The sequence below is a fragment of the Nocardiopsis xinjiangensis YIM 90004 genome, assembly GCF_000341145.1.
GTDB lineage: Bacteria > Actinomycetota > Actinomycetes > Streptosporangiales > Streptosporangiaceae > Nocardiopsis > Nocardiopsis xinjiangensis.
This window is the reverse complement of record NZ_ANBE01000009.1, coordinates 100,478-121,310: the sequence shown is the minus strand read 5'-3', so window position 1 is coordinate 121,310 and position 20,833 is coordinate 100,478. Positions and strand designations below refer to the sequence as shown.

Below are 20,833 nucleotides of genomic sequence, written 5' to 3'. Positions count from 1 at the left end.
GGTCACGCACGAGTGCACCTTTGGCCATGTTCGTACCGAGCCGGGTACCGTTACCACCCATGGTGTCCTTCGACGATGATCTGCGTTTGGCCCACGTGCTCGCCGACGCTGCCGACGACATCGCGCTCAAGCGTTTCCGAGCACTCGACCTGGTGGTGGACACCAAACCGGACCTCACACCGGTCACCGAGGCTGACCGTATGGTCGAGGAGACCCTGCGCAGTGTCCTCTCCCGCGCCCGCCCGCGCGACGCCGTGGTCGGCGAGGAGTACGGGCAGACCGGCAACAGCAACCGGGTGTGGGTCATCGACCCCATCGACGGCACCAAGAACTACGTGCGCGGTGTCCCGGTGTGGGCGACGCTCATCGCCCTGCTCGAGGGCGACCGGCCCGTGGTGGGTGTGATCTCGGCCCCGGCGCTGCAGCGACGCTGGTGGGCCTCCCGAGGCAACGGGACATGGACGGGCCGGAGCCTGTCCAAGGCCTCCCGTTGCCAGGTCTCACAGGTCACCGAGCTCTCCGACGCCTCGTTGAGTTTCTCCTCACTGACCGGTTGGGAGGAGCAGGGCCGCTTGGAGTCCTTCCTCGGCCTGACCCGCTCGGTGTGGCGCACTCGCGCCTACGGGGACTTCTGGTCGCACGTGATGGTCGCCGAGGGCACGGTCGACATCGCTGCGGAGCCGGAGCTGTCGGTGTGGGACGCCGCCCCGTTGCCGATCCTCCTGGAGGAGGCCGGCGGGCGGGCCACCAACCTGCACGGCGGGGTTTTCGAGGACGGCGGTCCGCTGGTGTGCACCAACGGCACCCTGCATGATCAGACCCTGACCTGGCTCAACGGCGGTCCCACCCCGCTACGCCCCACGTGAACCCTCCCGAGGCGTCGGCCGGCCGGGGGCCGAACGTTCGGTGCGGTCCGGTCCGTTGCTTGTAGTAGCGTGCTCGGCGTGTTGACCACCGACATCGTGCGGCGCCTGGCCGTGTGCGCCGCCCTGCCCCTGTTCCTGCTGGCCACCGGCTGCTCCGAGGGGCACGGCCACTCTCCCGAGCAGCTCGACGCCATGATCGCCGAAGAAGCGCGCGAGTCGAACGGTGCGGAGGGGGGCGGCCCGCCCGAGTCCCGGTTCGACCCCGAGTCCCTCATGTGCGAACCGGCGGTGGACGCCTCCGGCGGTTGGCGCACCGAGGCGCCGCGCGAGGCCGTGGAGGAAGGCCCCGTCGAGCTGGGGGCCATGGCCTCCGAGGAGACCGACGTCACCGGCACCGAGGTCACCGTCGTGGATCCGGACGGGGAACCCCTCACAGCCGCGACCGCGGTCGAGGAGGACGAGTGGGCCGTGTCGGAGTTCCCCGACGACTTCGAGGGCGCCGAGCTCACCTCCGGGGTGCACACGGTCCTGTGGGCCGACGAGGAGAGCGGCGCCCAGCTGGCGTGTGACGGCTTCGAGGTCGACTGAGGCCCCTCCGCGCCCGCCAGACGGACGTGAGCGCCCGGCCGACGCCCGGCCGGGCCCAGCAACCCCGTGGCTACCGCCGGCCGCCACAGGACCCCTCGGCGGAGCCACCGGTTCCTCTGCCCCTCGGCCCGGTTCGCGGGAACCAGCGCCGCCCGGAATCTTCGGGACACACGTTCCCCGAAAACACGGGGACGCCCGGGAAACACCGAGGAATCTGCCCGTACGGGGAAAGCCTTCCGGGTTCGAGAGCCCCTGGACATGAAAAAACACCGGGCGGAATAATTTCCACCCGGTGTTTCCTTGGTAGCGGGGGCAGGATTTGAACCTGCGACCTTTGGGTTATGAGCCCAACGAGCTACCGAACTGCTCCACCCCGCGGCGCTGACCTCTACTTTAGGGCCTGTCGGCCCGGGTGGCAAATCGGCTTTCCCGGAGAAAAACCGAATGAGGCCCACCCTTTGAACCCCCGAACCCGAGAAGAACTCGGATCCGGGGACCTGGTAGCGGGGGCAGGATTTGAACCTGCGACCTTTGGGTTATGAGCCCAACGAGCTACCGAACTGCTCCACCCCGCGTCGATGTGTCTTCATAGTAGCGCGGATCGGGGACGGACCCCAAATCGGTGGACCGGGCCGGGACCGTGCGCTCGGCCACACGCCTAGGGCCGCCCGCCCCGACCGCTTTCCGGACCGCACACCCGGGCCGGCCCGGGCCGCATCGGCCCCCGGCACGACGGTGGGGCGGCACCCCTTCGGATGCCGCCCCACACGCCTCACGGAACGCTCCCGGAGCGCGGGCTCCCGGCCCTGTGGGCTCCTACTCGCCCATCTGCTCCTCGAGGTCCTCCAGGGCCTCACGCAGGCGCTCGTTGGCCTCGTCGCTGGACTCCTGGGACTCCTCCCAGGCCTCCACGGCCTCGTTCAGGGAGTCGACGAGGTCCTGGTCGGCGTCGCCGGTGTCCTGATCCTGGTCCCCGGCATCCGCCTCGGAGGGGTCCTCCTCGGTGGTGCCCCCGGGGCTCTCGGGTTCGGGCAGCGGTCCCTCACCGCCCTCGAACAGGTTGTTCAACGCCTCCTGGAGGGTGCCGCCGATGGCGACCTCCTCACCGAAGCCGACCATGACCTGCTGCAGAAGCGGGAAGGACGCCGCACCGCCGCCGCCGGCCTGGACGTAGAGCGGCTCGACGTAGAGCAGACCGCCACCGAACGGCAGAGTGAGCAGGTTGCCCCGCGTCACCTCGGCGTTGGACTGCTCCAGCGGGAGCAGGACCTCACGCACGTCGGCGTCGGAGTCGAAGGCGTTCTGCACCTGTCCCGGACCGAAGATCACGGTGCTGCGCGGCAACTCCAGGAGTTGCAGCTGACCGTAGTCGTCCGAGCGCGGGTCGCTGCTCACCGCCATGAACGCCGACAGGTTCTCACGGTTCCGGGGCACGAAGGTCGACGTCAGCGAGAAGCTCGCTTCCTCGGAACCGGGGAAGTTGATGGTCTGGCGGTAGGGCGGCTCGGCCTCGTCGGTCTCGTTGGTCGGGTCCGTGGGCACCTCCCAGAAGTCCTGACCGCCGTAGTAGGCGTCCGGGTCGGTGACGTGGTACTCACGCATGATCTCCCGCTGGACCTTGAACAGGTCGTCCGGGTACCGGAGGTGGTCGACGAGCTCCTCGCTCATCTCGTCCCGCGGCGTGATGGCCTCCGGGAACGCGCCCATCCAGGTCTCGAGGACCGGGTCTTCCTCGTCCCACTGGTACAGCTGCACCGAGCCGTCGTAGGCGTCCACGGTGGCCTTGACCGAGTTCCGGATGTAGTTGACCTCGTTGCCGGGCAGTGCACCGACCTGCTGCGCCGAACCGTCGGTGAAGGTGTCGGTGACCGCCTGGTTGAAGTCGAGCCGGTTGGCGTACGGGTAGTTGTTGGACGTGGTGTAGGCGTCCACGATCCACTGGACCCTGCCGTCGACGACCGCAGGGTAGGGACGGCTGTCGGTGGTCAGGAACGGAGCGACCTTCTGGATGCGCTCCTCGGGGGTCCGCTCGTAGAGGATGCGCGAGTTGCTGTCGATCGCGCTGTTGAGCAGGACACTCGTCTCCTGGTACTTGATCGCGTACAGGATCCGGTCGAAGAAGCTGTCCAGAGGCACGCCGCCTTGGCCGTCGTAGGAGGTGTAGGCCTGGGAGCCGTCCTGCCCCTCGGCGTCGGCTCCCTCGCCGCCGCCTTCACCGCTGCCGTCTTCGCCGCCGCCTTCGGCGTCGGACTCGTTGGGCGCGCGGGACTCGTCCTCGACCGCGTCCTCGGGCGTCGGGACGTCCTCGCTCTCCTCCTCCGCGTCGAGGGGGTAGTCGTACTCCTCCTCGGCACCGACGATGACGTAATCGGCGCCCTCGTTGCCGTAGTAGATGCGCGGCTCGTAGTCGCCGGTGACCTCGCTGAGCTCACCCCGGGGCGGGATGTTGTACTCGGTGAAGACCGGGCGGCCCTCGTCGTCGATGGCGTTGCCCGCCGCGGCCACCATGCCGTAGCCGTGCGTGTAGATCAGGTGGCGGTTCAGCCAGTTGTCCTGGTCGTCCGGCGGCCCCTCGAGCTCACGGACGGCGACGATGGAGTCGGTGAGGTTGCCGTCCGAGTCCTCGTAGCGGTCGACCTCGAGCACGTCCGGGAACTGGTAGAAGCCGCGGACCTGCTGCATCTGCTGGAAGGTCTGCGAGACCACGGCCGGGTCGGCCAGACGCACACTCGGGATCGTGTCGGCCTCGTCCGCCAACTCCTGGGGTGTGAGCTCGGTGGTGGCGTCGTAGGTCTGCACCTCCGAGTCGGCGATGTCGTACGCCTCCCGGGTGTGGTCGATGTTGCGCTGGATGTACTCGCTCTCCAGGCGCTGCTCGTTCGGGTCGACCTGGAAGCGCTGGACGATCTCGGGGTAGGCCACGCCCACGATCACCGCCGACAGCAGCAGGAGGCCGAGGCTGGCCATCGGGACCATCGTGTTCTTGAAGTAGATGTTGGCGAAGAACAGCACCGCACAGATCACCGAGATGACGGTGAGGATCGTCAGTGCCGTCTTGACCGCGTTCACATCGGTGTAGGCCGCACCGAAGGTGTAACCGCGGTCGGAGAAGAGCAGCCCGTAGCGGTCGAGCCAGTAGGAGACGGCGCGCAGCAGCACGAAGATACCCAGGAGCACGGACAGGTGCACCCGGGCGGACGGGGTGGCGCGCTGGCCGGTGTCGTTCTGCAGACGGACACCGCCGTACAGGTAGTGGACGACGACCGCGGCGATGAACGCCAGGATGACGGCCGCGTACACGTACCCGAGGAGGGTCCCCAGGAACGGCAGCGTGAACGCGAAGAAACCGATGTCCATGTCGAACTCGGGGTCGGCCACCCCGAAGCTCGTCGCGTTCATGAACTGCAGGAAGGCCTGCCAGTCCCCACTGGCGGCGGCGCCCGCCAACACGGCCAGGGCGACGACGGTGATCCAGTAGAAGAGCTTGCGGTGCGGGTCGATGGACTGCCGGTAGCGGTCCAGTCCCTGCTGCTCCAGGCTGGCCGGGCGCATTGCGGGCCGGGCGCGGTAGGCGAAGTAGATACTGGCGCCGACGACGACCGCCATCACCAGACCTGCCGCGGCGAACAGCAGCACCCGGGTCCACAACTCGGTCAGGAAGACCGAGGTGTAATCGACGGACTGGAACCACAGGAAGTCGGTCCAGAAATTCGCGGCGAACACCAGCACCGCGATGATGACGACCACGGTCGCCGCGACAGGCGCGAGCAACCTTGATCGGCGAGGCATACGCGCAGGTGGTGCGCCGGGCGATCGGAAGCTCACGCCTCCCCCTCGTTCTGACTTGGTAGGTGCGTTTCGGTGCGCGTGTGGCGCCCTGTTACAGAAAACTTAAACGGTGGCCGTCAGGTTCCCGAAATCACCGCCACGCGAGTGACAAGCGTGCATCGTTGCTGCATCGGAACTGCATCCGGCGGGGGCCGGGGCCGACCCTACTGGGATGTGCCGGGCACAGCGACGGCCCCACATCGGCCACCATGGAAACGTGTCGAACATTCGTGAAGCCGTGATGGACCTGGAACGCCACGTCGCAGAACAGGGGTGGGACCAACCGCTGGAGCTGTATGCCCTCGTGCCGACGGTCGAGCTGCTCAAGGCCGAGCCTGCCGCCGCGCAGATGTTGGGGATCACCGAACCGGACTCCCCGGACGACCTGACCCCGGTGCAGCAGGAACGCCTGCCCGACGACGTTCCCCTGGAGGAGGCTCTCGGGCGCATCATGTGGCCCGAGGGTGTCACCGGGTGTGCGTTGGTGATGGAACGCCTGATGGTGAAGGGTACGGACGAGACCCTGGCCGTGGACGAGGATCCGGACGCCTCCGATAAGGAGACCGAGGAGATCCGGATGGTCGCCGGTGTCGTACGCGACGGATCGCGTTACTGCGCGATGCGCCTGCGCGACCACGACACCGACGAGGACGTGATGCACGGGAACGACCTGGTCCCCGCGTTGACCTCGGCCCTGGCCCTGACCCTGGACATCGAGCTGTCGGCCACCGAGCCGGGGGCCCCGGAGAGCTGAACCGCTCACCTCGCACACACGGCGGCGCCGCGCCCCGATCCGTTCGGGATGCGGCGCCGTTCTTCGTCGGTGGCCCCGGTGCCTCGGCCGGCCCTACTCGCAGCGGGGCAGGCCGCCGTCGCCGTCGCGGATGGTCTCCAATGCGTCCACTGCATCGTCGAGGGTGTCGACAGCGACCACGTCGAGTTCGCCCTGAGCAGCTGACCGGGCGACCTGGGAGCAGCTCTCGGAGGCGACGAAGAAGTAGTCGGCACCGGCGTTCTGAGCGCTGACCATCTTCTGGGGGATGCCGCTGACGCCGCCGACCTCGCCTTTCCCGTCGATGGTGCCGGAGCCCGCGATGTCGGCGCCGCCGGTGATGTTGTCCTCGCTGAGGCGGTCCATGATCCCCAGGGAGAACATCATGCCGGCGCTGGGGCCGCCGATCTGGCCGACGGTGATGTCGACGTCGAAAGGAAAGTCCATGTCGTCGGCGATGAAGACCCCGACGGCTGCGGAGCCCTCATCGTCCTCCTCGGTCTCGAACTCGGCCTCGATCTCCTCGCCGTCGCGCTCCAACAGGAGCGTGACCGGTTCGCCGGGTTCACGGTCGCCGACCATCTCGACGACGGCCTCGCTGCCGAAGTCCGCGTCCCCGTCCTGCCGGGGCTGGACGGGCACGGCCTCGCCGTCGACCTCCAGGACGATGTCCTCGGGTTCGACCTCGCCTTCGGCCGGCATGCCCTCGATGGCCTCGGCGACCACCGGCACTGCCTCGAAGTCCCTGCCCAGCTGGTTGAGGGCGGCGGCGGTGGCCTCGGTCTGGGAGTCGTTCATCTGGACGCTCTGGCGCTCGCTGACCTCCTCGGGGGTGCGGTCGGCGGGAAAGAGCAGTTCCTCGGGCATGACGGCATCGCGCGAGGAGAGCCAGGAGGTGAGGACGGTGAAGAAGTTGAGGCGGTGCTCGGGGCCGCCCGCGTACTGGACCGTCACCATCGACAGCGAACCCTCGTCGTGTTCGTAACTGTCGGTTCCCGCGACCTCGATGACCGGTTCGCCCTCCAGGTTCCCGGTGGTATTGACGATCGTGCCCGGGGCGGCCACCAGATAGGGCATGGGCAGGAAGAGGCTGCCGCCACCCAGCCCGATGAGCAGGACGAGGGCGACAGCGAGGGTCATCACGCGACGAAGCATGCCCTACAGACTATTGCGGTCACGGGACGGTACGGGCGCACCACCCTGGTCGGACGGGGAACCACCTCAGGGGGAACCGACCCATTCGTCCCCGCCGTCGGCGAAGGACTGCCGTTTCCAGATGGGCACCTGGGCCTTGAGGTCGTCGATGAGGCGACGGCACGCGTCGAAGGCCTCTCCGCGGTGCTCGGCGGAGGCCGCGACCACGACGGCGGTGTCCCCGATCTCCAGGTCACCGACCCGGTGCACGGCAGCGAGCTTGGCCACGGAACGGCCCTCACCGGAGGCCTCACCCAGGATCTTCTCCATGACCGCGCGCAATTGGGCCTCGACGGTCGGGTGCGCCGAGTAACCGAGCGCCGCGACGCCGCGTCCGTGGTCGTGGTCGCGGACGGTGCCCAGGAAAACGGCGGTACCCCCGGCTCGCGGGTCGGCGACCGCGTCGAGGACCTCGTCGACCGAGAGGGGCGTTTCACGTACGGCTGCGAGGGTGATCTCTTCCACCACTCGACCGTATCAACCCGTTTCCTGCGCCGGCGTCCGCTCGGCGCGGAAAGCCTGCTCAGCTCCCCTTGCGCCGGCGCAGGTGGCGGATGGCCGCGGCGGTACCGATGGCAGCGGCCGCGGCACCGGCGGCCCCCGCGGCGGTGATGGTGACCTCCTTGCGGCCCACGCTGCGGCCCGCGATCGCGTGCTTGCCCTCGCGGGACTCCAGGAGTGCGGCCAGGGCTTCCTCGTTGGTGTGGGCGGGTTTCCACCCGGCCTCGCGCAAGGCCGCGCAGTCGACGACACAGGGGTGGACGAGGAACTTGAGCTCGACCTCTGCAGCGGGGGTGATGCGGGCCCGGTGCAGGCGCCGGATGGCCCCGAAGGCGAGGTTCGCGGCGACCTCGAAGGGTTTCATACCGGCGAGCTGCTCGACCTCTGCTTGGGTGAGGGCGCCGTCGCTGCCGACGGCGACCACACCGTCGCGGCCGCGCACGTCCTCGATGATGCAGTACGCCAGAGCGCTGACCAGGTCGTCGACGTGGCAGAACTGCCAGTGCTGCTCCTCCCCCTTGACGGTGAGCAGGCGGGGCGCGGAGAAGTGGCGGCTGAGGATCGTGTCGAGTTCCGGGCCGACCAAGGGCGCGGGCCGCACCACGGTGACGGAGAGACTGGGGTGGGCACGGCGGGCACGCTCGGCCAGGGCCTCGATCTCCGCGAAGTCACCCATGAGGCCCTCGCTGTTGTCGGAGACCCGGGGGGCGTCCTCGGCCAGCGGCACGGGGTTGGCGGGATCGGCGCCGTAGACCATGGTGCTGGTGATCAGGATCACACGGGACACGCCGGAGGCCGCGGCAGCGGTGAGCACGGTCTGGGCCGCCCGGATGTTGTGCTGGCGGCGCCTGGTCGGCCTGCTCTCCGGAGAGCGGTCGTCGGCGGTGTGCACGAGCACGTCGACATCGTCCAGACGCGAGACCAGAGCGGGGTCGCACACGTCGGCGATACGCCACGTGACCCCGCGGAGGTCGGCGAACTCGCTGTCCACGGCCACGACCTCGGACAGGACGGAGGAACCTTCCGAGTCCGCCAGACGTTGCACGAGGAGCCGGCCCACGCCGGAGGCGGCACCGGTGACCGCGGCCACCGTTCCCGCCCCATCGCGTGAGCTGTGCTCTGGGCGAACCTGGCTGCTATCGGTATTCACTCCGGGCAACTCCCAGTTAACGTGACAGTGGAGACCAAACCTAATCCTGCCTGAGGTCTGATTGTGAGCGACCTGCCTTTCGGTTTCAGCATGCCGAACGATCCCGACGACGAGTCCGGGCGCCGTTCCGGCGACTCCGGCTCGGGTGCCGGCAGCGGCGGCCCGGGCGGGGGGGACTCCGGTACTCCGGGCGGCTTCCCGTTCGGTGACCCGCAACAGATGGCCGACATGCTCCGCCAGTTCGCGGACATGATGTCGTCCCAGCCCGCCCCCGGTTCCGGTGGCGCAGAACAGTCCTCGAAGTCGGGGATCAACTGGGACACGGCCAAGAACATCGCACGGCACGCCGTCGCCGAGCACGGCGACCCCAGTGTGCCACCGGCCGACTACGCCAAGATCGAGGAGGCCCTGCGTCTGGCCGACCTGTGGTTGGGCGAGGCCACCGATCTGCCTTCCGGTATCCAAACCGCTCAGGCCTGGACCCGGTCGGAGTGGATCGAGCGGACCATGGGGTCCTGGGCGCAGCTGTGCGACCCGCTGACCTCCAAGTCCGTGGAGGCCATGGGGCAGAACCTGCCCGAGGAGATGCAGTCGGTGGCCGGTCCGCTGCTGGGCATGGTCCAGCAGATGGGCGGCATGATGGTCGGCCAGCAGGCCGGCCAGGCCATCGGTGAGCTGGCTCGCGAGGTGATCGGTACCGCCGACATCGGCGTGCCCATGGCCGGGGAGGGGCACGCGGCCCTGCTCCCGGGAGGTGTGGCCAAGTTCGGCGAGGGCCTCGGTGTCCCCGAGGACGAGATCCGCCTGTACCTGGCCGCGCGCGAGGCCGCGGTCCACCGCCTGTACTCACACGTGCCGTGGCTGCGCCAGCACGTGTACCGCCTGGTCGAGGAGTACGCGGCCGGGATGTCCTTCGACGTCAGCGGCCTGGAGGACAAGCTCGGCGGGATCGACATGAACAACCCGGAGGCCCTGCAGGAGGCGCTGTCCGGCGGTCTGGGCGGTGAGAACCTCCTCCAGCCCGAGGACACTCCGCAACAGAAGGCGGCCCTGGCCCGTTTGGAGACGGCCCTGGCCCTCATCGAGGGATGGGTCTCGACTGTGGTCTCCAAGGCGGTCGACGGCCGTCTGCCGCAGGCCGACGCCCTGGCCGAGGCGACCCGTCGCCGCCGCGCCACCGGCGGCCCTGCCGAGCACACCTTCGCCGCCCTGGTCGGGTTGGAACTGCGGCCGCGCCGTCAGCGCGAGGCCTCGGCCCTGTGGACGGCGCTGGAGGAGGCCCGCGGGGTCGAGGGCCGCGACGCCGTCTGGCAGCACCCCGACCTCATGCCCACCGGCGACGATCTCGACGACCCCGACTCGTTCGTCAGCGGCGGCGAGTTCGACGACTTCGACATCAGCAAGATCACCGGGGAGGGCCCCACCGCGACCGAGGGGTCCGAGGGAACCGACGAGTCCGGTGAGGACGGCGAGGAGACCGGCGGCAAGCGCGGAGAGGATTCCTGACACGTGTCCCTGCACGCCGATGCCCGTTCGGTCCTGTCCGGGTGGACGGCCCCCGACGCCGGACAGGAGGAGCTGCGTCGCTCCTACCTCGCCCACCTGGACGAGCACGAGGACGCCATGCGTCGCGAGTGCCTGCCCGGCCACCTCACCGCCAGCGCCGCGATCATGTCCTCGGACGGTTCGCACGTGGTCCTGACCCTGCACAAGGCGCTGCGGATGTGGTTGCAGACCGGCGGTCACTGCGAGCCGGAGGACACCACGTTGGTGGCCGCGGCTCGGCGTGAGGCCGTCGAGGAATCGGGGATCCGCGGTGTACGTGTCTTCCCCACCCCCGTGCGGCTGGACCGGCACGCGGTGCCGTGCGGGGGCGGTACCCACCACCTGGACGTGCAGTTCGCGGCGGTCGCGCCCGAGGACGCCGTTCTGGTGCGCGACCCGGACGAGTCCTGCGACCTGGCCTGGTTCCCGATCCGGGAGCTGCCCGAACCGAGTGACGAATCGGTACGGGCACTGGTGCGCGCGGCCGCGCACGCGGTGGCAGGCGGGACCGCCGGCCCGCGGAGGCCGTCATCGTCTCCCTGATCATCACCGCGACCGGGGTGGTCGCCGGTGTGCTCACCGTGATGCTGGCGCGCGGGTTGGAGAGCGCCAACCGGCGCATCGTCGAGGACAAGCTCGACGGCCGCCTGCGCAAACACGAGGCCGCCCGGGCCGAGGAGGAGCTGCTGGGCCAGGCCCGCCGGATCAGCCCGCTTCTGGCCGCGGCGATGGCCGCTCTCCTCGGCGTCACGGTGTGGGAGGCCCTCGCCTCCGGTGATTGGGGCGGGTGGACCCCGTTCCACCTGCTGTTCTTCGGCGCCCTGCTCCTGGTGGTCCTCCTGGGCCGCATCCAGGTCGGCGTCCGGCTGGCCGAGGCGCGCGAGCGCGCCGCACGCCTGCGTTCCTGAGCCTCATCCCGAACGCGCATGCTCGGGCTGTGCGACAGTCGGCCCGGGTCAGTCCTCGACGGTTCCCTCGGGCAGTTCTTCCTCGGTCATGGTCCCGTCCTCCGCCGTCTCGGCACGCGCACCGGCGCTGAACCCCTCCAGGTAACCACGGGCGCGCTCGGCCTTGGGGTAGCGGGCCACGAGGTCCCAGAAGTCGCGCCCGTGTGTGGGGATGCGCAGGTGGGCGAGCTCGTGGACGAGGACGTAGTCCACGACCCACGAGGGCATGTCGACCAGGCGGCGCGAGATACGGATCGTGCGGCTCTCGGGGGTGCACGAGCCCCAGCGGGCATGCTGGTTGTCGACCCAGCGCACGCTCTCGGGAAGCTCGGTGCCGTCGAGGTAGCGGCGGGCGAGTTCGACGGCGCGTGCACGGAGTTCTTCGTCCCCGGAGTGGCGGCGCCCCTGTTTGGCCTCCAACTTCCGCAGCATCCGACTCACCCACCGCTGTTCCTCAGCGTGGGAGAACGAAGCAGGCACGAGGACGACAGTGGTGTCCCCGTCCCTGTAGGCGGACACGGTACGCCGACGACGGGAACTGCGTCGCACCTCGATCTTGGAGTTCGAGGACACCCCCTTCACGGTAGTCGAGCACAACCCTCGCGAACAGGTGTGCCATCTCCAGTTTTTGCCTGTTCGTTGCGCGGCCGGGCCGGGGCCTCCTCTCGCCCCCGGCCCGGCCCTGTGCGGTGCACGGTGCGTGTGCGCTCCCGTGGCGCTCAGCCGGTCAACACAGGCGTGACCACGCCAGTTCCATGAGCGCTTCCTCTATCCGGCGCTCTTGGCGCTGGCGGGCGCGCAGCCGACGGGCACCCATCTTCATGGTCTGCAGTTCCGTCCGGCGTTCCTCGTCGGTCTCCCGGGTGAGTCGCATGAGTTCGAGCATCATCATCGTTCGTTCCTTCGTGTCCGTACGAAATGGGATCGGGCGGTCAGGCCGCGGCCGACGCGGGGTTCTTGCGCGGCCGTCCACGGGGACGCTTCCGTGCCACCACCTGGCCGGAGACGAGCAGCTGTCCACCCCAGACACCCCAGGGCTCTCGGCGCTCCAGCGCGTCGGACAGGCACTGTTCCTTGACCGGGCACTCGGCGCAGACGGCCTTGGCGGCCTCGACGTCCGCGGGGGCCTCGGCGAAGAACAGGTCGGGCTCGTATCGGCAGGGGACGGAGACCTCACCCAACCAGGGCGTTTCCAGGACCGACGCAAGCATCGGTGCCCTCCAAGCTCTGTGTCGTTTCGTGCAACGCGGTCGGTGTTGCTTGCCACCGGTGGTGGCGGTTCAGGGACCTGACTTGCGTTGGCCGACGCTGCTCACGAGGCCTCCCCGGGGGAGGATCATGGAGCGGGACACAAAGAAAGCCGCGGCCCCTTCTCGGGGTCCGCGGCCACAGGACGAAACCATCGGCCTCTACGTTGGGCCGGAATTCCTCCGTGGACACTGCCCCGGTGCGCCGTAGCGCGGGGTAGCTTCGACGAGTTCGATGAAACGCTCGCCACGCTCTCGGACGGTTCCGCCGGGCTCGGGCACATGGGCGCCCTTGCCTGCCTTCACCGACAATCCGGACCGTCCCTGCACACGAGCTCGGTCCTGGAGGCCGAGACCGGTGCGCACACTCGTGGAACGGAACTGTTGCGGCAGCCCAGTGAAGGGCTCACCGCTGTGTCCGGCGAGTGCGCCGCCCAGGCCACGCCAGGTGGCACCCAGGTCACAGGTGTGCACGAACGGCAGGTCGAAACCGACAGCGAGATCGTTGGTCATCGTGGTGCTGTTCATCAGATCTGGGCACCTCCTTCACGGTCGGGCGTCAGGGTCTTTCACCTGCGCCGGATGGCGTTCATGGCGACGGTTCACACACTACGGGGGCCCCATGGGCCCGGCAACCCATTTTTGACCTGGGAAAACGTCCGCATCCGGCCAGAACTCACGAGCGTTTCCAGGCATCGGTCGCCGACCCCCGGGGCACGGCCGCGGTCACTCCCGGGCGTCTTCCCAGTCCTCGGCGTCGACGACGCGGATGAGCCCCTCCTGCACGACGGAGCACACGAGCTGTCCGTCGCGGGTGTAGACGAGCCCCCGCGCCAGGCCCCTGGCTCCCCCGGCGCTCGGGGTCTCCTGGGCGTAGAGCAACCACTCATCGGCGCGGAAGGGCCGGTGGAACCACATGGCGTGGTCGAGGCTGGCCATGGAGATCCCCGCGAACGAGCGCCCGTGCCGCAACAGCACGGTGTCGAGCAGGGTCAGGTCGGAGGCGTAGGTCATCATGCAGACCTGCGTGAGACGGTCGTCGGGCAGCTTGCCGTCGACCTTGAGCCAGACCGGGTTGGTGGCGGTACGCAGTCTCGGGTCGCGTTCGGCCTCGTAGGAGAGCGCCCCGACCGGACGCATCTCGATGGGGTGCCAGCGCACGAAACCGGGCACCTTGCCGAACTCGGCGCGCAGACGGTCACGGGTACTGGGCAGTTCCTCGGGAGGAGGCACGTCCGGCATGGGCAGCTGGTGGTCCAGGCCCGGTTCCTCCTTGTGGAAGGAGGCCGAGAGGGTGAATATCGGCTTTCCGTGCTGGATCGCCGAGACCCTCCGTGTGGTGAAGGAACGCCCGTCGCGGACCCGGTCCACGTCGTAGACGATGGGCACCTCGGGGTCGCCGGGGCGGATGAAGTAGGCGTGCAGGGAGTGCACGTGGCGGTCCTCGGGGACGGTGCGCCCGGCGGCCAGCAGCGCCTGGCCGGCCACGAGCCCACCGAAGACGCGTTGGGGTCCCTCGGAGGGGCTGTTGCCCCGGAAGATGTTCACCTCGATCTGCTCGAGGTCGAGAACACCGAGCAGGTCGTCCAGCGACGGCCCCCAATCGGCCCTTCCGGTGGGGTCAGTCATCGGTCGTGTCCTCCATGTCTGCGGTCTGCGCTTCGACCAGCTCCTCGGGGTCGGCCCCGCGGACCAGGGCCAGCACCGCTTCACCGTAACGATCGCGCTTGCGGGCGCCCACACCGGACACGGTGGAAAGCTGCTCCAAACTGCCGGGTTCCTGCTCGGCGATGGCCTGGAGGGTCGCGTCAGTGAAGACGACGTATGCGGGCACCGCCTGGTCCTTGGAGGTCAGACGGCGCCAGTCGCGCATGCGTTCGAGCAGGGCCTCGTCGTAGGTGGAGGGGCAGTCGCCGCAGCGTCCGAGCTTGCGTTCGGCGGCATCGGTGAGGGCGAGGCCGCACACCCGGCAGCGTACGACCCTGTTGCGGCGCTCCTTGCGGTGCGGCGAGGTGGAGGGCGAGGCCGGGCGCAGGCCGTCGAGGAACCGGGAGGGTTTGCGTGTGCGGCGCCCGCCCGGGGAACGCGAGAGCGACCAGGACATGGACAGGTGCTCACGGGCGCGGGTCACCCCCACGTAGAACAGGCGGCGCTCCTCCTCGACCTGTTCGTCGGTCTCGGCGTAGATGATCGGCATCATGCCCTCGTGGAGCCCGCACAGGAACACCGCGTCCCACTCCAGACCCTTGGCGGAGTGCAGGGACGCGATGGTCACCCCCTCGAACCCGGGCGCGTGCTCGGTGGCCATGCGGGCCTCGAGCTCCTCCACGAAGTGGGCCATGGTGACGCGGTCTCCACCGCCGGCTGTGGCGACCATGTCCTCGGCGAGCTGGGCCAGGGCGGACAGGGACTCCCAGCGTTCACGGGCCTGGCGCCCCTCGGGGGCGGTCTCGGTGAGGCCGAGTTGGGTGAGTAGATGACGCACGCCGGAGACGAGTTCGTCCCCGGCGTCGTCGGCGGCCCCGTGGCGGGCCCCGCGCAGCAGATGTACGGCCTCGCGGATCTCGGGGCGTTCGAAGAAGCGGGCCGTGCCGCGGACGGTGAAGGGCACGCTCTCGTCGGTGAGGGCCTGTTCGTAGGCGGCCGACTGGGAGTTGGTGCGCACGAGCACGGCGATCTCGCTCGCGGGGGTCCCGTTCTCCATGAGCACCCGGATCTTGCGGGCGACGCCGGTGGCCTCGGCGGGTTCGTCGTCGTACTCCTGGTAGAGGGGGTCGGGGCCGTCCTTGCGCTGGGCCCGCAGGGTGAGGTGGCTCCCCGCGGCGGACCCGCGGGCCTGGGAGATGACGTGGTTGGCCACGCGCACCACCTGGGGCGTCGAGCGGTAGTCGCGGACCAGTTCGACGACGGTGGCGTTCGGGTACCCGGCGGCGAACCCGGTGAGGTAGCCGGGGGTGGCGCCGGCGAAGGAGTAGACGGTCTGGCTGGGGTCGCCGACCACGCACAGGTCGTCTCGGTCGCCGAGCCAGGCGTCCAGGAGGAGTTTCTGCAGCGGGTTGACGTCCTGGAACTCGTCGACGACGAAGTACCGGTACTGGCCGCGTACCTTCTCGGCGATGCCGGGGTCGGTGTTGATCATCCCGGCGGTCAGTTCGAGCATGGACTCGAAGTCGAGGAGGTTGCGCTCGCGGCACAGGTCCTCGTAGGCCTCGAAGACCCGGGCGACCTCCTGGGGTGAGGAGGTCGGGCTCTGCCGTCCGGCCTTGGCGAGGGCCTTCTCATAGTCGATGGCGCGCACCTGGGTGACCTTGGCCCACTCGATCTCGCTGGCGAGGTCGCGCAGACCGGTGCGGTCGGGCTGGAGGCCCACCATGTGGGCGGCCTGCGCGACGGCCTTGATCTTGCTGTCGATGAGGGTGGGTTTCTCACCTCCGACGGCCTCACCCCAGAAGTAGGAGAGCTGGCGCAGTGCGGCGGCGTGGAAGGTGCGTGCCTGGACCCGGGGCGCACCCAGTGACCTCAATCGGCCACGCATCTCCCCCGCCGCACGGTTCGTGAAGGTGACCGCCAGGACCTGCTGTTCGGCCACGACCCCGCTCGCGACCGCGTGTGCGATCCGGTGGGTGATGGCGCGGGTCTTGCCGGTTCCGGCACCCGCGAGCACACACACGGGGCCGCGCAGAGCGCGCGCCACCTGGGTCTGCTCCGGGTCGAGTCCCTCCAGGACACGGTCGGGGTCCATGGTGCTCCTGCGTGTGGTCGGGGCTGCTGCGGGCATCGGCAGCACGGTCCCTCCGGGGACGGCTGCGGGTGCTGAGGAAACAGTCTCTCAAGTATCGGCGGTGACGGTGAGCGGATCGGTACGGGGGCATTTGCACACAGGTCGAACCAGATCGGCTTGTGATGCGTCCCACGTGGTGTCGCGAGGCCGCGGGAAGCCGCTGCCCCCCTCCAGTGTTGGGATGGGGGAACGGAACAACCTCCCCGACCTCGAGACGGAAAGACGTGAGCGAGATGACGAACACGGAGACCGAGCAGTTCACGATGTACACCACCCCCTGGTGCGGCTACTGCAAGCGGCTCAAGAGCCAGCTGTCCCGGGAGGGGATCACGGGCCGCGAGGTGGACATCGAACAGGACGCGGAGGCCGCGGAGTACGTGGTGAAGGTCAACGGTGGGAACGCGACCGTGCCCACCCTGGTCTTCGCCGACGAAACGGCCATGACCAACCCGTCTCTCGCTCAGGTGAAGCAGAAACTGGCCGAGCTGTCGTAGCCGGGCCCCGGACGGCCGGCGGTGCCCTCCCCCGGGTGCCGGCGGCCGTCCGGAGCATGGGGTCGTGCTGTTCCACGACACCCCCGGCCGACGACGAGAAGGGCCGTCCGCGGACGGCTTCGACGAAGACGGGGAGTGTGGAGTTGGGCAACGAGATGAGGCCTCACGGCATAGGCGGCGCCCACCAGATGAACACCGACGTGGTGCGGCGCACCCCGACCGGGTGGCGGGTCGAGGGAGGTCCGGAAGTGCCGGACCTGATCAGCGCGATGGTGCTGGCGGACCTGCTCGGCAGCGAGGCGGGCGGCCCCCGGCCGCGCACGCAGGCACCCGGGCGCGCACCCGAGAACGCGACCGAGGTGGAGCGCCTGCGGCACACGATCTCCCAGTTGGAGCACGCGCTGCACTCGCGTGTGGTGGTCGAGCAGGCCATCGGTGTACTGGCCGAACGGAACACGATGCCGACCCGGGAGGCGTTCGAGCGGCTGCGGTCGTCGGCGCGCTCGCGCGGGCGCAAGGTCGCCGACCTGGCCCGGGACGTGGTGGAGAGCAGCAACAGTCCCCTGACCGCGCTCCCGGACGAGCTCGGCGTCTCCCCTTAGACCGTTGATGGGGCCGGGTCTTCCGTGCTGCCGGCGAAGCATTGAAGCCGGGGGTGTCCGGCGTGTGCGCTCTCCGACCGGGCCCCGCTCTCTGGGCTGCGGCATTGAGGCCGGGGCCGATCGGCGTGTGCGCGGTCGGCGGCCGGCGTCACCGTCTCCTGCCTGCGGGGGCTCTGTTCCCCCTTCCGTGGTCAGAAAACAGCCCGGAAGTGGCCCCGGTAGGGGGGAGCGATGCTCGACCCGGCCGGGCTAAGATCCCGACCCCGACGAACCCGCCACCCCCAGCACCACAAGAAACCCCACTACCCAAGCACACCAACGACCCCCCAACGATCCCCGTGTCCGTCGAGGGCTGGTTGCAGGCGGCTGGTGGGCTGAAGCACCGGCGGAAACGAGACAGTCACCAGCCGCCGGAGAGCTCACCGCCGTACCAGTGCTCGATGAGGGTGTGGGCGATGGAGACCGGTCCGGGCAGGCGTACCCGTCCTTCCTGCACGGCGTCGGCGAGTTCGGCACGAGTGAACCAGCGCAGGTCGCCGATCTCGTCGTCGGTGCGTTCGGTCTCCCCGACGGCGCGGGCCGTGTAGCCCATCATGAGGCTGCGCGGGAACGGCCAGGGCTGGGAGGACAGGTACCGGGGCCTCGCTACGACGACGCCCGCTTCCTCGGCGACCTCGCGGGCAACGGCCTGCTCCAGGGACTCCCCCGCATCGACGAAGCCGGCGAGGACGGAGTAGCGCTCCGCCTCCCACCGGGGGTTGTTGCCGAGCAGCACCTCCTCACGGCCCTCCTTCTCGCGGTGCACGAGCATGATGACGGCAGGGTCGGTACGCGGGTACTGCTCGTCGCCCTCGCGTTCGCACACGCGCATGTGTCCGGCGTTGGCGATACGGGTGGGTCCGCCGCAGCGGGGACAGAAGCGGTGGGTGGCGTTCCAGTTGGCCAGGGCGACGGCCCGGGTGAGGAGCCCGGTGTCGCGGTCGCCGAGGAGCGCGCCGATCTCGCCGAGTGAGGCGGCGGCGGTGCCCTCGGGTTCGGTGAGGGCATCGGTGCTGCGTACGGCGAAGTGGGCGATTCCTTCGTCGACGCCGAGGAAGTAGCGCTCGCCCTCGGGGGCACGCTCGGGTGTGGTCAGAGCCAGGCGCCGGGGCCCCTCGGTGGTGACGAGGGAGCGTGAGCGGCGCGGGTGGGGTGTGCTCCAGCCGCGGCTTCCGGGCGGACCACCGTCCAGGACCAGGACGCGGGTGGAGGGGTCGGACCACGCCTTGTCGAGCCACTCGCGGTCGACCCTGTGGTGGGTGGCGGTGTCGATGGTGGCTCGGGCCAGCAATGGGGTCGCGTCGGTTTCCATGGCTCCTTTTCCCTGGACGGTCTCGGGCGTGCGGTCGGTGCGCCCTCCTGGTGCCAACAGTGCCGTGCCCCCGTGCATGCCCGGACAGGAGGGTGCCCGGGGGCACACGGGGTCAGGAACGCTCGGCGAGCTCGCGCCACAGGTGGGCGGCGCTCTCGGCTCCCTTGAACAGCAGCGGCACCTCGACCTTCTCGTTGGGCGCGTGGATCCGGTCCTCGTCGAGGCCGACGGCGACGAAGACGAGCGGCGCGTCGAGGATCTCGGCGATGTCGGCCTCGGGGCCGCTGCCGCCCTCGCGGGTGAACAGGACCTCCTTTCCGAAGGCCTGTTCCATGGCGGAGCGGGCGGCCTTCAGGGCCGGCGAGGAGAGGTCGGAGGCGCAGGCGCGGGTACCGGGTCCGCTGAAGTCGGTCCCGGCGCGCAGCCCGGCCGGGGTGTGCGCGTCGACGAACTCCTGAACGCCCTGCTGGACCTGCACGGGGTCCTGGCCGGGCACGAGGCGGAAGCTGACCTTGGCGTGCGCGGAGGCGGGCACGATGGTCTTGCGGCCCTCGTCGATGTGTCCGCCCCACATGCCGTTGATCTCGGCGGTGGGACGCAGCCAGATGCGTTCCAGGGTGCTGTAGCCCTCCTCCCCCCAGGTCGCGGCGGAGGCTGCGGTGCCCAGCCACTCCTTCTCGTCGAAGGGCAGGCGGGCGATGAGTTCGCGTTCTTCGTCGGTGGCCTCGACGACACCGTCGTAGAAGCCGGGGACGGTGATGTGGTTGTCGTCGTCGTGCAGGGCCGACAGGAGGTCGGACATCGCCTTGAGGGGGTTGGGCACGGCGCCGCCGAAAGAGCCGCTGTGCAGGTCGCGGTCGGGCCCGTGCAGATCGATCTGCACGTCGGTGACCCCGCGCATGCCCACGCACATGGACGGGACGTCGGCCGACCACATGGTGGTGTCGGAGATGACGACGGTGTCGCAGTCCAGGCGGTCGCGGCGCTCACGCATGAGGGCGGCGAAGTGCACCGACCCGGATTCCTCCTCGCCCTCGATGAGCATCTTGACGGTGACCGGAGGGGCGTCGGCGCCGGAGGCCGCCAGGGCGGCCCGCACACCCAGGGCGTGGAAGAGGACCTGGCCCTTGTCGTCGGAGGCGCCGCGGGCATGCAGGGAGGTGCCGCGCAGGGTCGGGGTGAAGGGGTCGCTCTCCCAGGCCTCGACGGGATCGACGGGCTGGACGTCGTGGTGGCCGTAGACCAGGACGGTCGGTGCGTCGGGGTCGGCTGCGGGCCACTCGGCGAAGACCGCGGGAAGGCCGGGGGTCTGCCAGATCTCGACGGTGGGGAAGCCCGTCGCGCGCAGGTGGCCGGCGAGCCAGTCCGCGGAGGCGTGTACGTCCTCGTGGTGTTCGGGGTCGGAGGAGATGGAGGGGATCCTCAGCCACTCGTCCAGGGAGGAGAGGAACTCGTCCCGGTGTGCCTCGATGTAGGCGCGCGCGTCCATCCGTTCGTCCTTCTGTCGACGTCGTTGTCCGGTATGACACTAGGACCTGGCCGGACGCACCGCACCTTCGCTGCGGAGTCCACCCTCCCGGGCGGAGGGTCCCTCCCCCGCTGTCGAGAGCAGGACCACGGGTCATCAGTGGCCGTGCCACCGGCCCGCTCGGCGCAGCAACCCCGAAATCACCTGTCCCGCCCCAGGAAGCGCACGATGACCTCGTGCACCAGAACGACCGTGACAACCAGGGACACCACCAGGACCGCAGCCGGCATGAAGGCCGCCCACGTCTCCCCCGTGCCGAAGAAGATGAGCAGGGACCGCCCCAGGGTGAGGGTGGCGACCAGCAGCACCACCGTGACCGCCACGAGGGTGGAGGTTCTCCACCTCCGGATGTTCTTCTTCAGATCCTTCATGGCTTCTGGTCTTCACCTAGCAGGGGGCGGGGGGACTTCGGGGGCAACTACGCGCTCCACCATACGAA

At 69.6% G+C, this 20,833-nt stretch carries 21 protein-coding genes and 2 tRNA genes; 8 read left to right on the top strand and 15 right to left on the bottom strand.

The features are described from left to right. Positions 1–59: 59 nt before the first annotated feature. Together hisN and D473_RS0106540 are read left to right on the top strand one after the other, a co-directional pair. Positions 60–866, top strand: coding sequence for a histidinol-phosphatase (gene hisN / locus D473_RS0106545; protein ID WP_017608283.1), 807 nt, complete (start codon positions 60–62; stop codon positions 864–866). A 78-nt stretch (positions 867–944) separates the two neighbouring features. Beyond that, positions 945–1,454, top strand: a complete 510-nt coding sequence (locus D473_RS0106540; protein ID WP_033352846.1) for a hypothetical protein — start codon at positions 945–947, stop codon at positions 1,452–1,454. 301 nt (positions 1,455–1,755) lie between these two features. Here D473_RS0106540 and D473_RS0106535 read toward each other — a convergent pair. The 3 genes from D473_RS0106535 to D473_RS0106525 all read right to left on the bottom strand — a co-directional run bounded on the left by D473_RS0106535 (position 1,756) and on the right by D473_RS0106525 (position 5,201). Next, positions 1,756–1,832, bottom strand: a tRNA-Met gene (locus D473_RS0106535). Positions 1,833–1,952: 120 nt separating this feature from the next. Beyond that, positions 1,953–2,029 (bottom strand) — tRNA-Met (locus tag D473_RS0106530). Positions 2,030–2,270: 241 nt separating this feature from the next. Continuing rightward, positions 2,271–5,201, bottom strand: a complete 2,931-nt coding sequence (locus tag D473_RS0106525; RefSeq protein ID WP_026126670.1) for a UPF0182 family membrane protein — start codon at positions 5,199–5,201, stop codon at positions 2,271–2,273. A 298-nt stretch (positions 5,202–5,499) separates the two neighbouring features. Here D473_RS0106525 and D473_RS0106520 point away from each other — a divergent pair, with 298 nt between their 5' ends. Next, positions 5,500–6,036 carry a PPA1309 family protein gene (locus D473_RS0106520; protein WP_241474719.1) on the top strand — a complete coding sequence of 179 codons (537 nt, stop codon included), beginning with the start codon at positions 5,500–5,502 and terminating at the stop codon, positions 6,034–6,036. Positions 6,037–6,129: 93 nt separating this feature from the next. On the opposite strand, the gene D473_RS0106515 is transcribed toward D473_RS0106520, so the two are convergent. The 3 genes from D473_RS0106515 to D473_RS0106505 form a co-directional block, all read right to left on the bottom strand. Beyond that, positions 6,130–7,194 (bottom strand): YlbL family protein, encoded by a 1,065-nt coding sequence (locus D473_RS0106515; protein WP_017608279.1) that lies wholly within the window; start codon positions 7,192–7,194, stop codon positions 6,130–6,132. Between the two features lie 81 nt (positions 7,195–7,275). Further along, entirely contained in the window at positions 7,276–7,713 is a 438-nt protein-coding gene (locus D473_RS0106510) for a molybdenum cofactor biosynthesis protein MoaE (protein WP_026126669.1), read from the bottom strand. A 58-nt stretch (positions 7,714–7,771) separates the two neighbouring features. Continuing rightward, positions 7,772–8,839 carry an NAD-dependent epimerase/dehydratase family protein gene (locus D473_RS0106505; protein ID WP_017608277.1) on the bottom strand — a complete coding sequence of 356 codons (1,068 nt, stop codon included), beginning with the start codon at positions 8,837–8,839 and terminating at the stop codon, positions 7,772–7,774. 123 nt (positions 8,840–8,962) lie between these two features. On the opposite strand from D473_RS0106505, the gene D473_RS0106500 reads away from it, so the two are divergent. From D473_RS0106500 to D473_RS0106490, 3 genes are read left to right on the top strand one after another with little or no spacing between them, the layout of a single operon-like run. Next, positions 8,963–10,405: a zinc-dependent metalloprotease gene (locus D473_RS0106500; RefSeq protein WP_017608276.1), complete on the top strand. Its 1,443-nt coding sequence runs from the start codon at positions 8,963–8,965 to the stop codon at positions 10,403–10,405. A gap of 3 nt (positions 10,406–10,408) precedes the next feature. Then, the gene (locus tag D473_RS0106495) at positions 10,409–10,987 is read left to right on the top strand and encodes an NUDIX hydrolase (protein ID WP_017608275.1); all 579 of its coding nucleotides are present in this window, start codon (positions 10,409–10,411) and stop codon (positions 10,985–10,987) included. A gap of 29 nt (positions 10,988–11,016) precedes the next feature. Beyond that, entirely contained in the window at positions 11,017–11,352 is a 336-nt protein-coding gene (locus D473_RS0106490) for a hypothetical protein (protein WP_241474718.1), read from the top strand. 48 nt (positions 11,353–11,400) lie between these two features. Here D473_RS0106490 and D473_RS0106485 read toward each other — a convergent pair whose 3' ends face one another. The 6 genes from D473_RS0106485 to D473_RS0106460 all read right to left on the bottom strand — a co-directional run bounded on the left by D473_RS0106485 (position 11,401) and on the right by D473_RS0106460 (position 16,380). Continuing rightward, on the bottom strand, positions 11,401–11,964 hold the full coding sequence (locus D473_RS0106485) for a M48 metallopeptidase family protein (protein ID WP_017608273.1): 564 nt from the start codon (positions 11,962–11,964) through the stop codon (positions 11,401–11,403). A 154-nt stretch (positions 11,965–12,118) separates the two neighbouring features. Next, the gene (locus D473_RS27605; RefSeq protein WP_017608272.1) at positions 12,119–12,283 is read right to left on the bottom strand and encodes a hypothetical protein; all 165 of its coding nucleotides are present in this window, start codon (positions 12,281–12,283) and stop codon (positions 12,119–12,121) included. 40 nt (positions 12,284–12,323) lie between these two features. After that, positions 12,324–12,602, bottom strand: coding sequence for a WhiB family transcriptional regulator (locus D473_RS0106475; RefSeq protein WP_017608271.1), 279 nt, complete (start codon positions 12,600–12,602; stop codon positions 12,324–12,326). Between the two features lie 198 nt (positions 12,603–12,800). Next, positions 12,801–13,166 (bottom strand): hypothetical protein, encoded by a 366-nt coding sequence (locus D473_RS0106470; RefSeq protein ID WP_017608270.1) that lies wholly within the window; start codon positions 13,164–13,166, stop codon positions 12,801–12,803. 198 nt (positions 13,167–13,364) lie between these two features. Then, positions 13,365–14,267: an acyl-CoA thioesterase II gene (gene tesB, locus D473_RS0106465; protein WP_017608269.1), complete on the bottom strand. Its 903-nt coding sequence runs from the start codon at positions 14,265–14,267 to the stop codon at positions 13,365–13,367. Then, a complete protein-coding gene (locus tag D473_RS0106460) occupies positions 14,260–16,380 on the bottom strand; it encodes an ATP-dependent DNA helicase UvrD2 (RefSeq protein ID WP_017608268.1) in 2,121 nt (706 codons plus the stop codon). The genes tesB and D473_RS0106460 overlap by 8 nt, the downstream gene beginning before the upstream one ends. Positions 16,381–16,652: 272 nt before the next feature. Here D473_RS0106460 and D473_RS0106455 point away from each other — a divergent pair, with 272 nt between their 5' ends. Both D473_RS0106455 and D473_RS0106450 read left to right on the top strand, forming a co-directional pair. Beyond that, positions 16,653–16,913: a mycoredoxin gene (locus tag D473_RS0106455; protein ID WP_026126668.1), complete on the top strand. Its 261-nt coding sequence runs from the start codon at positions 16,653–16,655 to the stop codon at positions 16,911–16,913. A 188-nt stretch (positions 16,914–17,101) separates the two neighbouring features. Further along, positions 17,102–17,515, top strand: a complete 414-nt coding sequence (locus D473_RS0106450) for an ANTAR domain-containing protein (RefSeq protein WP_193373258.1) — start codon at positions 17,102–17,104, stop codon at positions 17,513–17,515. A gap of 400 nt (positions 17,516–17,915) precedes the next feature. On the opposite strand, the gene nudC is transcribed toward D473_RS0106450, so the two are convergent. The 3 genes from nudC to D473_RS0106435 form a co-directional block, all read right to left on the bottom strand. Beyond that, positions 17,916–18,866: an NAD(+) diphosphatase gene (gene nudC / locus D473_RS0106445; RefSeq protein WP_017608265.1), complete on the bottom strand. Its 951-nt coding sequence runs from the start codon at positions 18,864–18,866 to the stop codon at positions 17,916–17,918. Between the two features lie 112 nt (positions 18,867–18,978). Beyond that, positions 18,979–20,355 (bottom strand): dipeptidase, encoded by a 1,377-nt coding sequence (locus D473_RS0106440; RefSeq protein WP_017608264.1) that lies wholly within the window; start codon positions 20,353–20,355, stop codon positions 18,979–18,981. A 179-nt stretch (positions 20,356–20,534) separates the two neighbouring features. Beyond that, the gene (locus tag D473_RS0106435) at positions 20,535–20,765 is read right to left on the bottom strand and encodes a hypothetical protein (RefSeq protein WP_017608263.1); all 231 of its coding nucleotides are present in this window, start codon (positions 20,763–20,765) and stop codon (positions 20,535–20,537) included. Between the last annotated feature and the right edge of the window lie 68 nt (positions 20,766–20,833).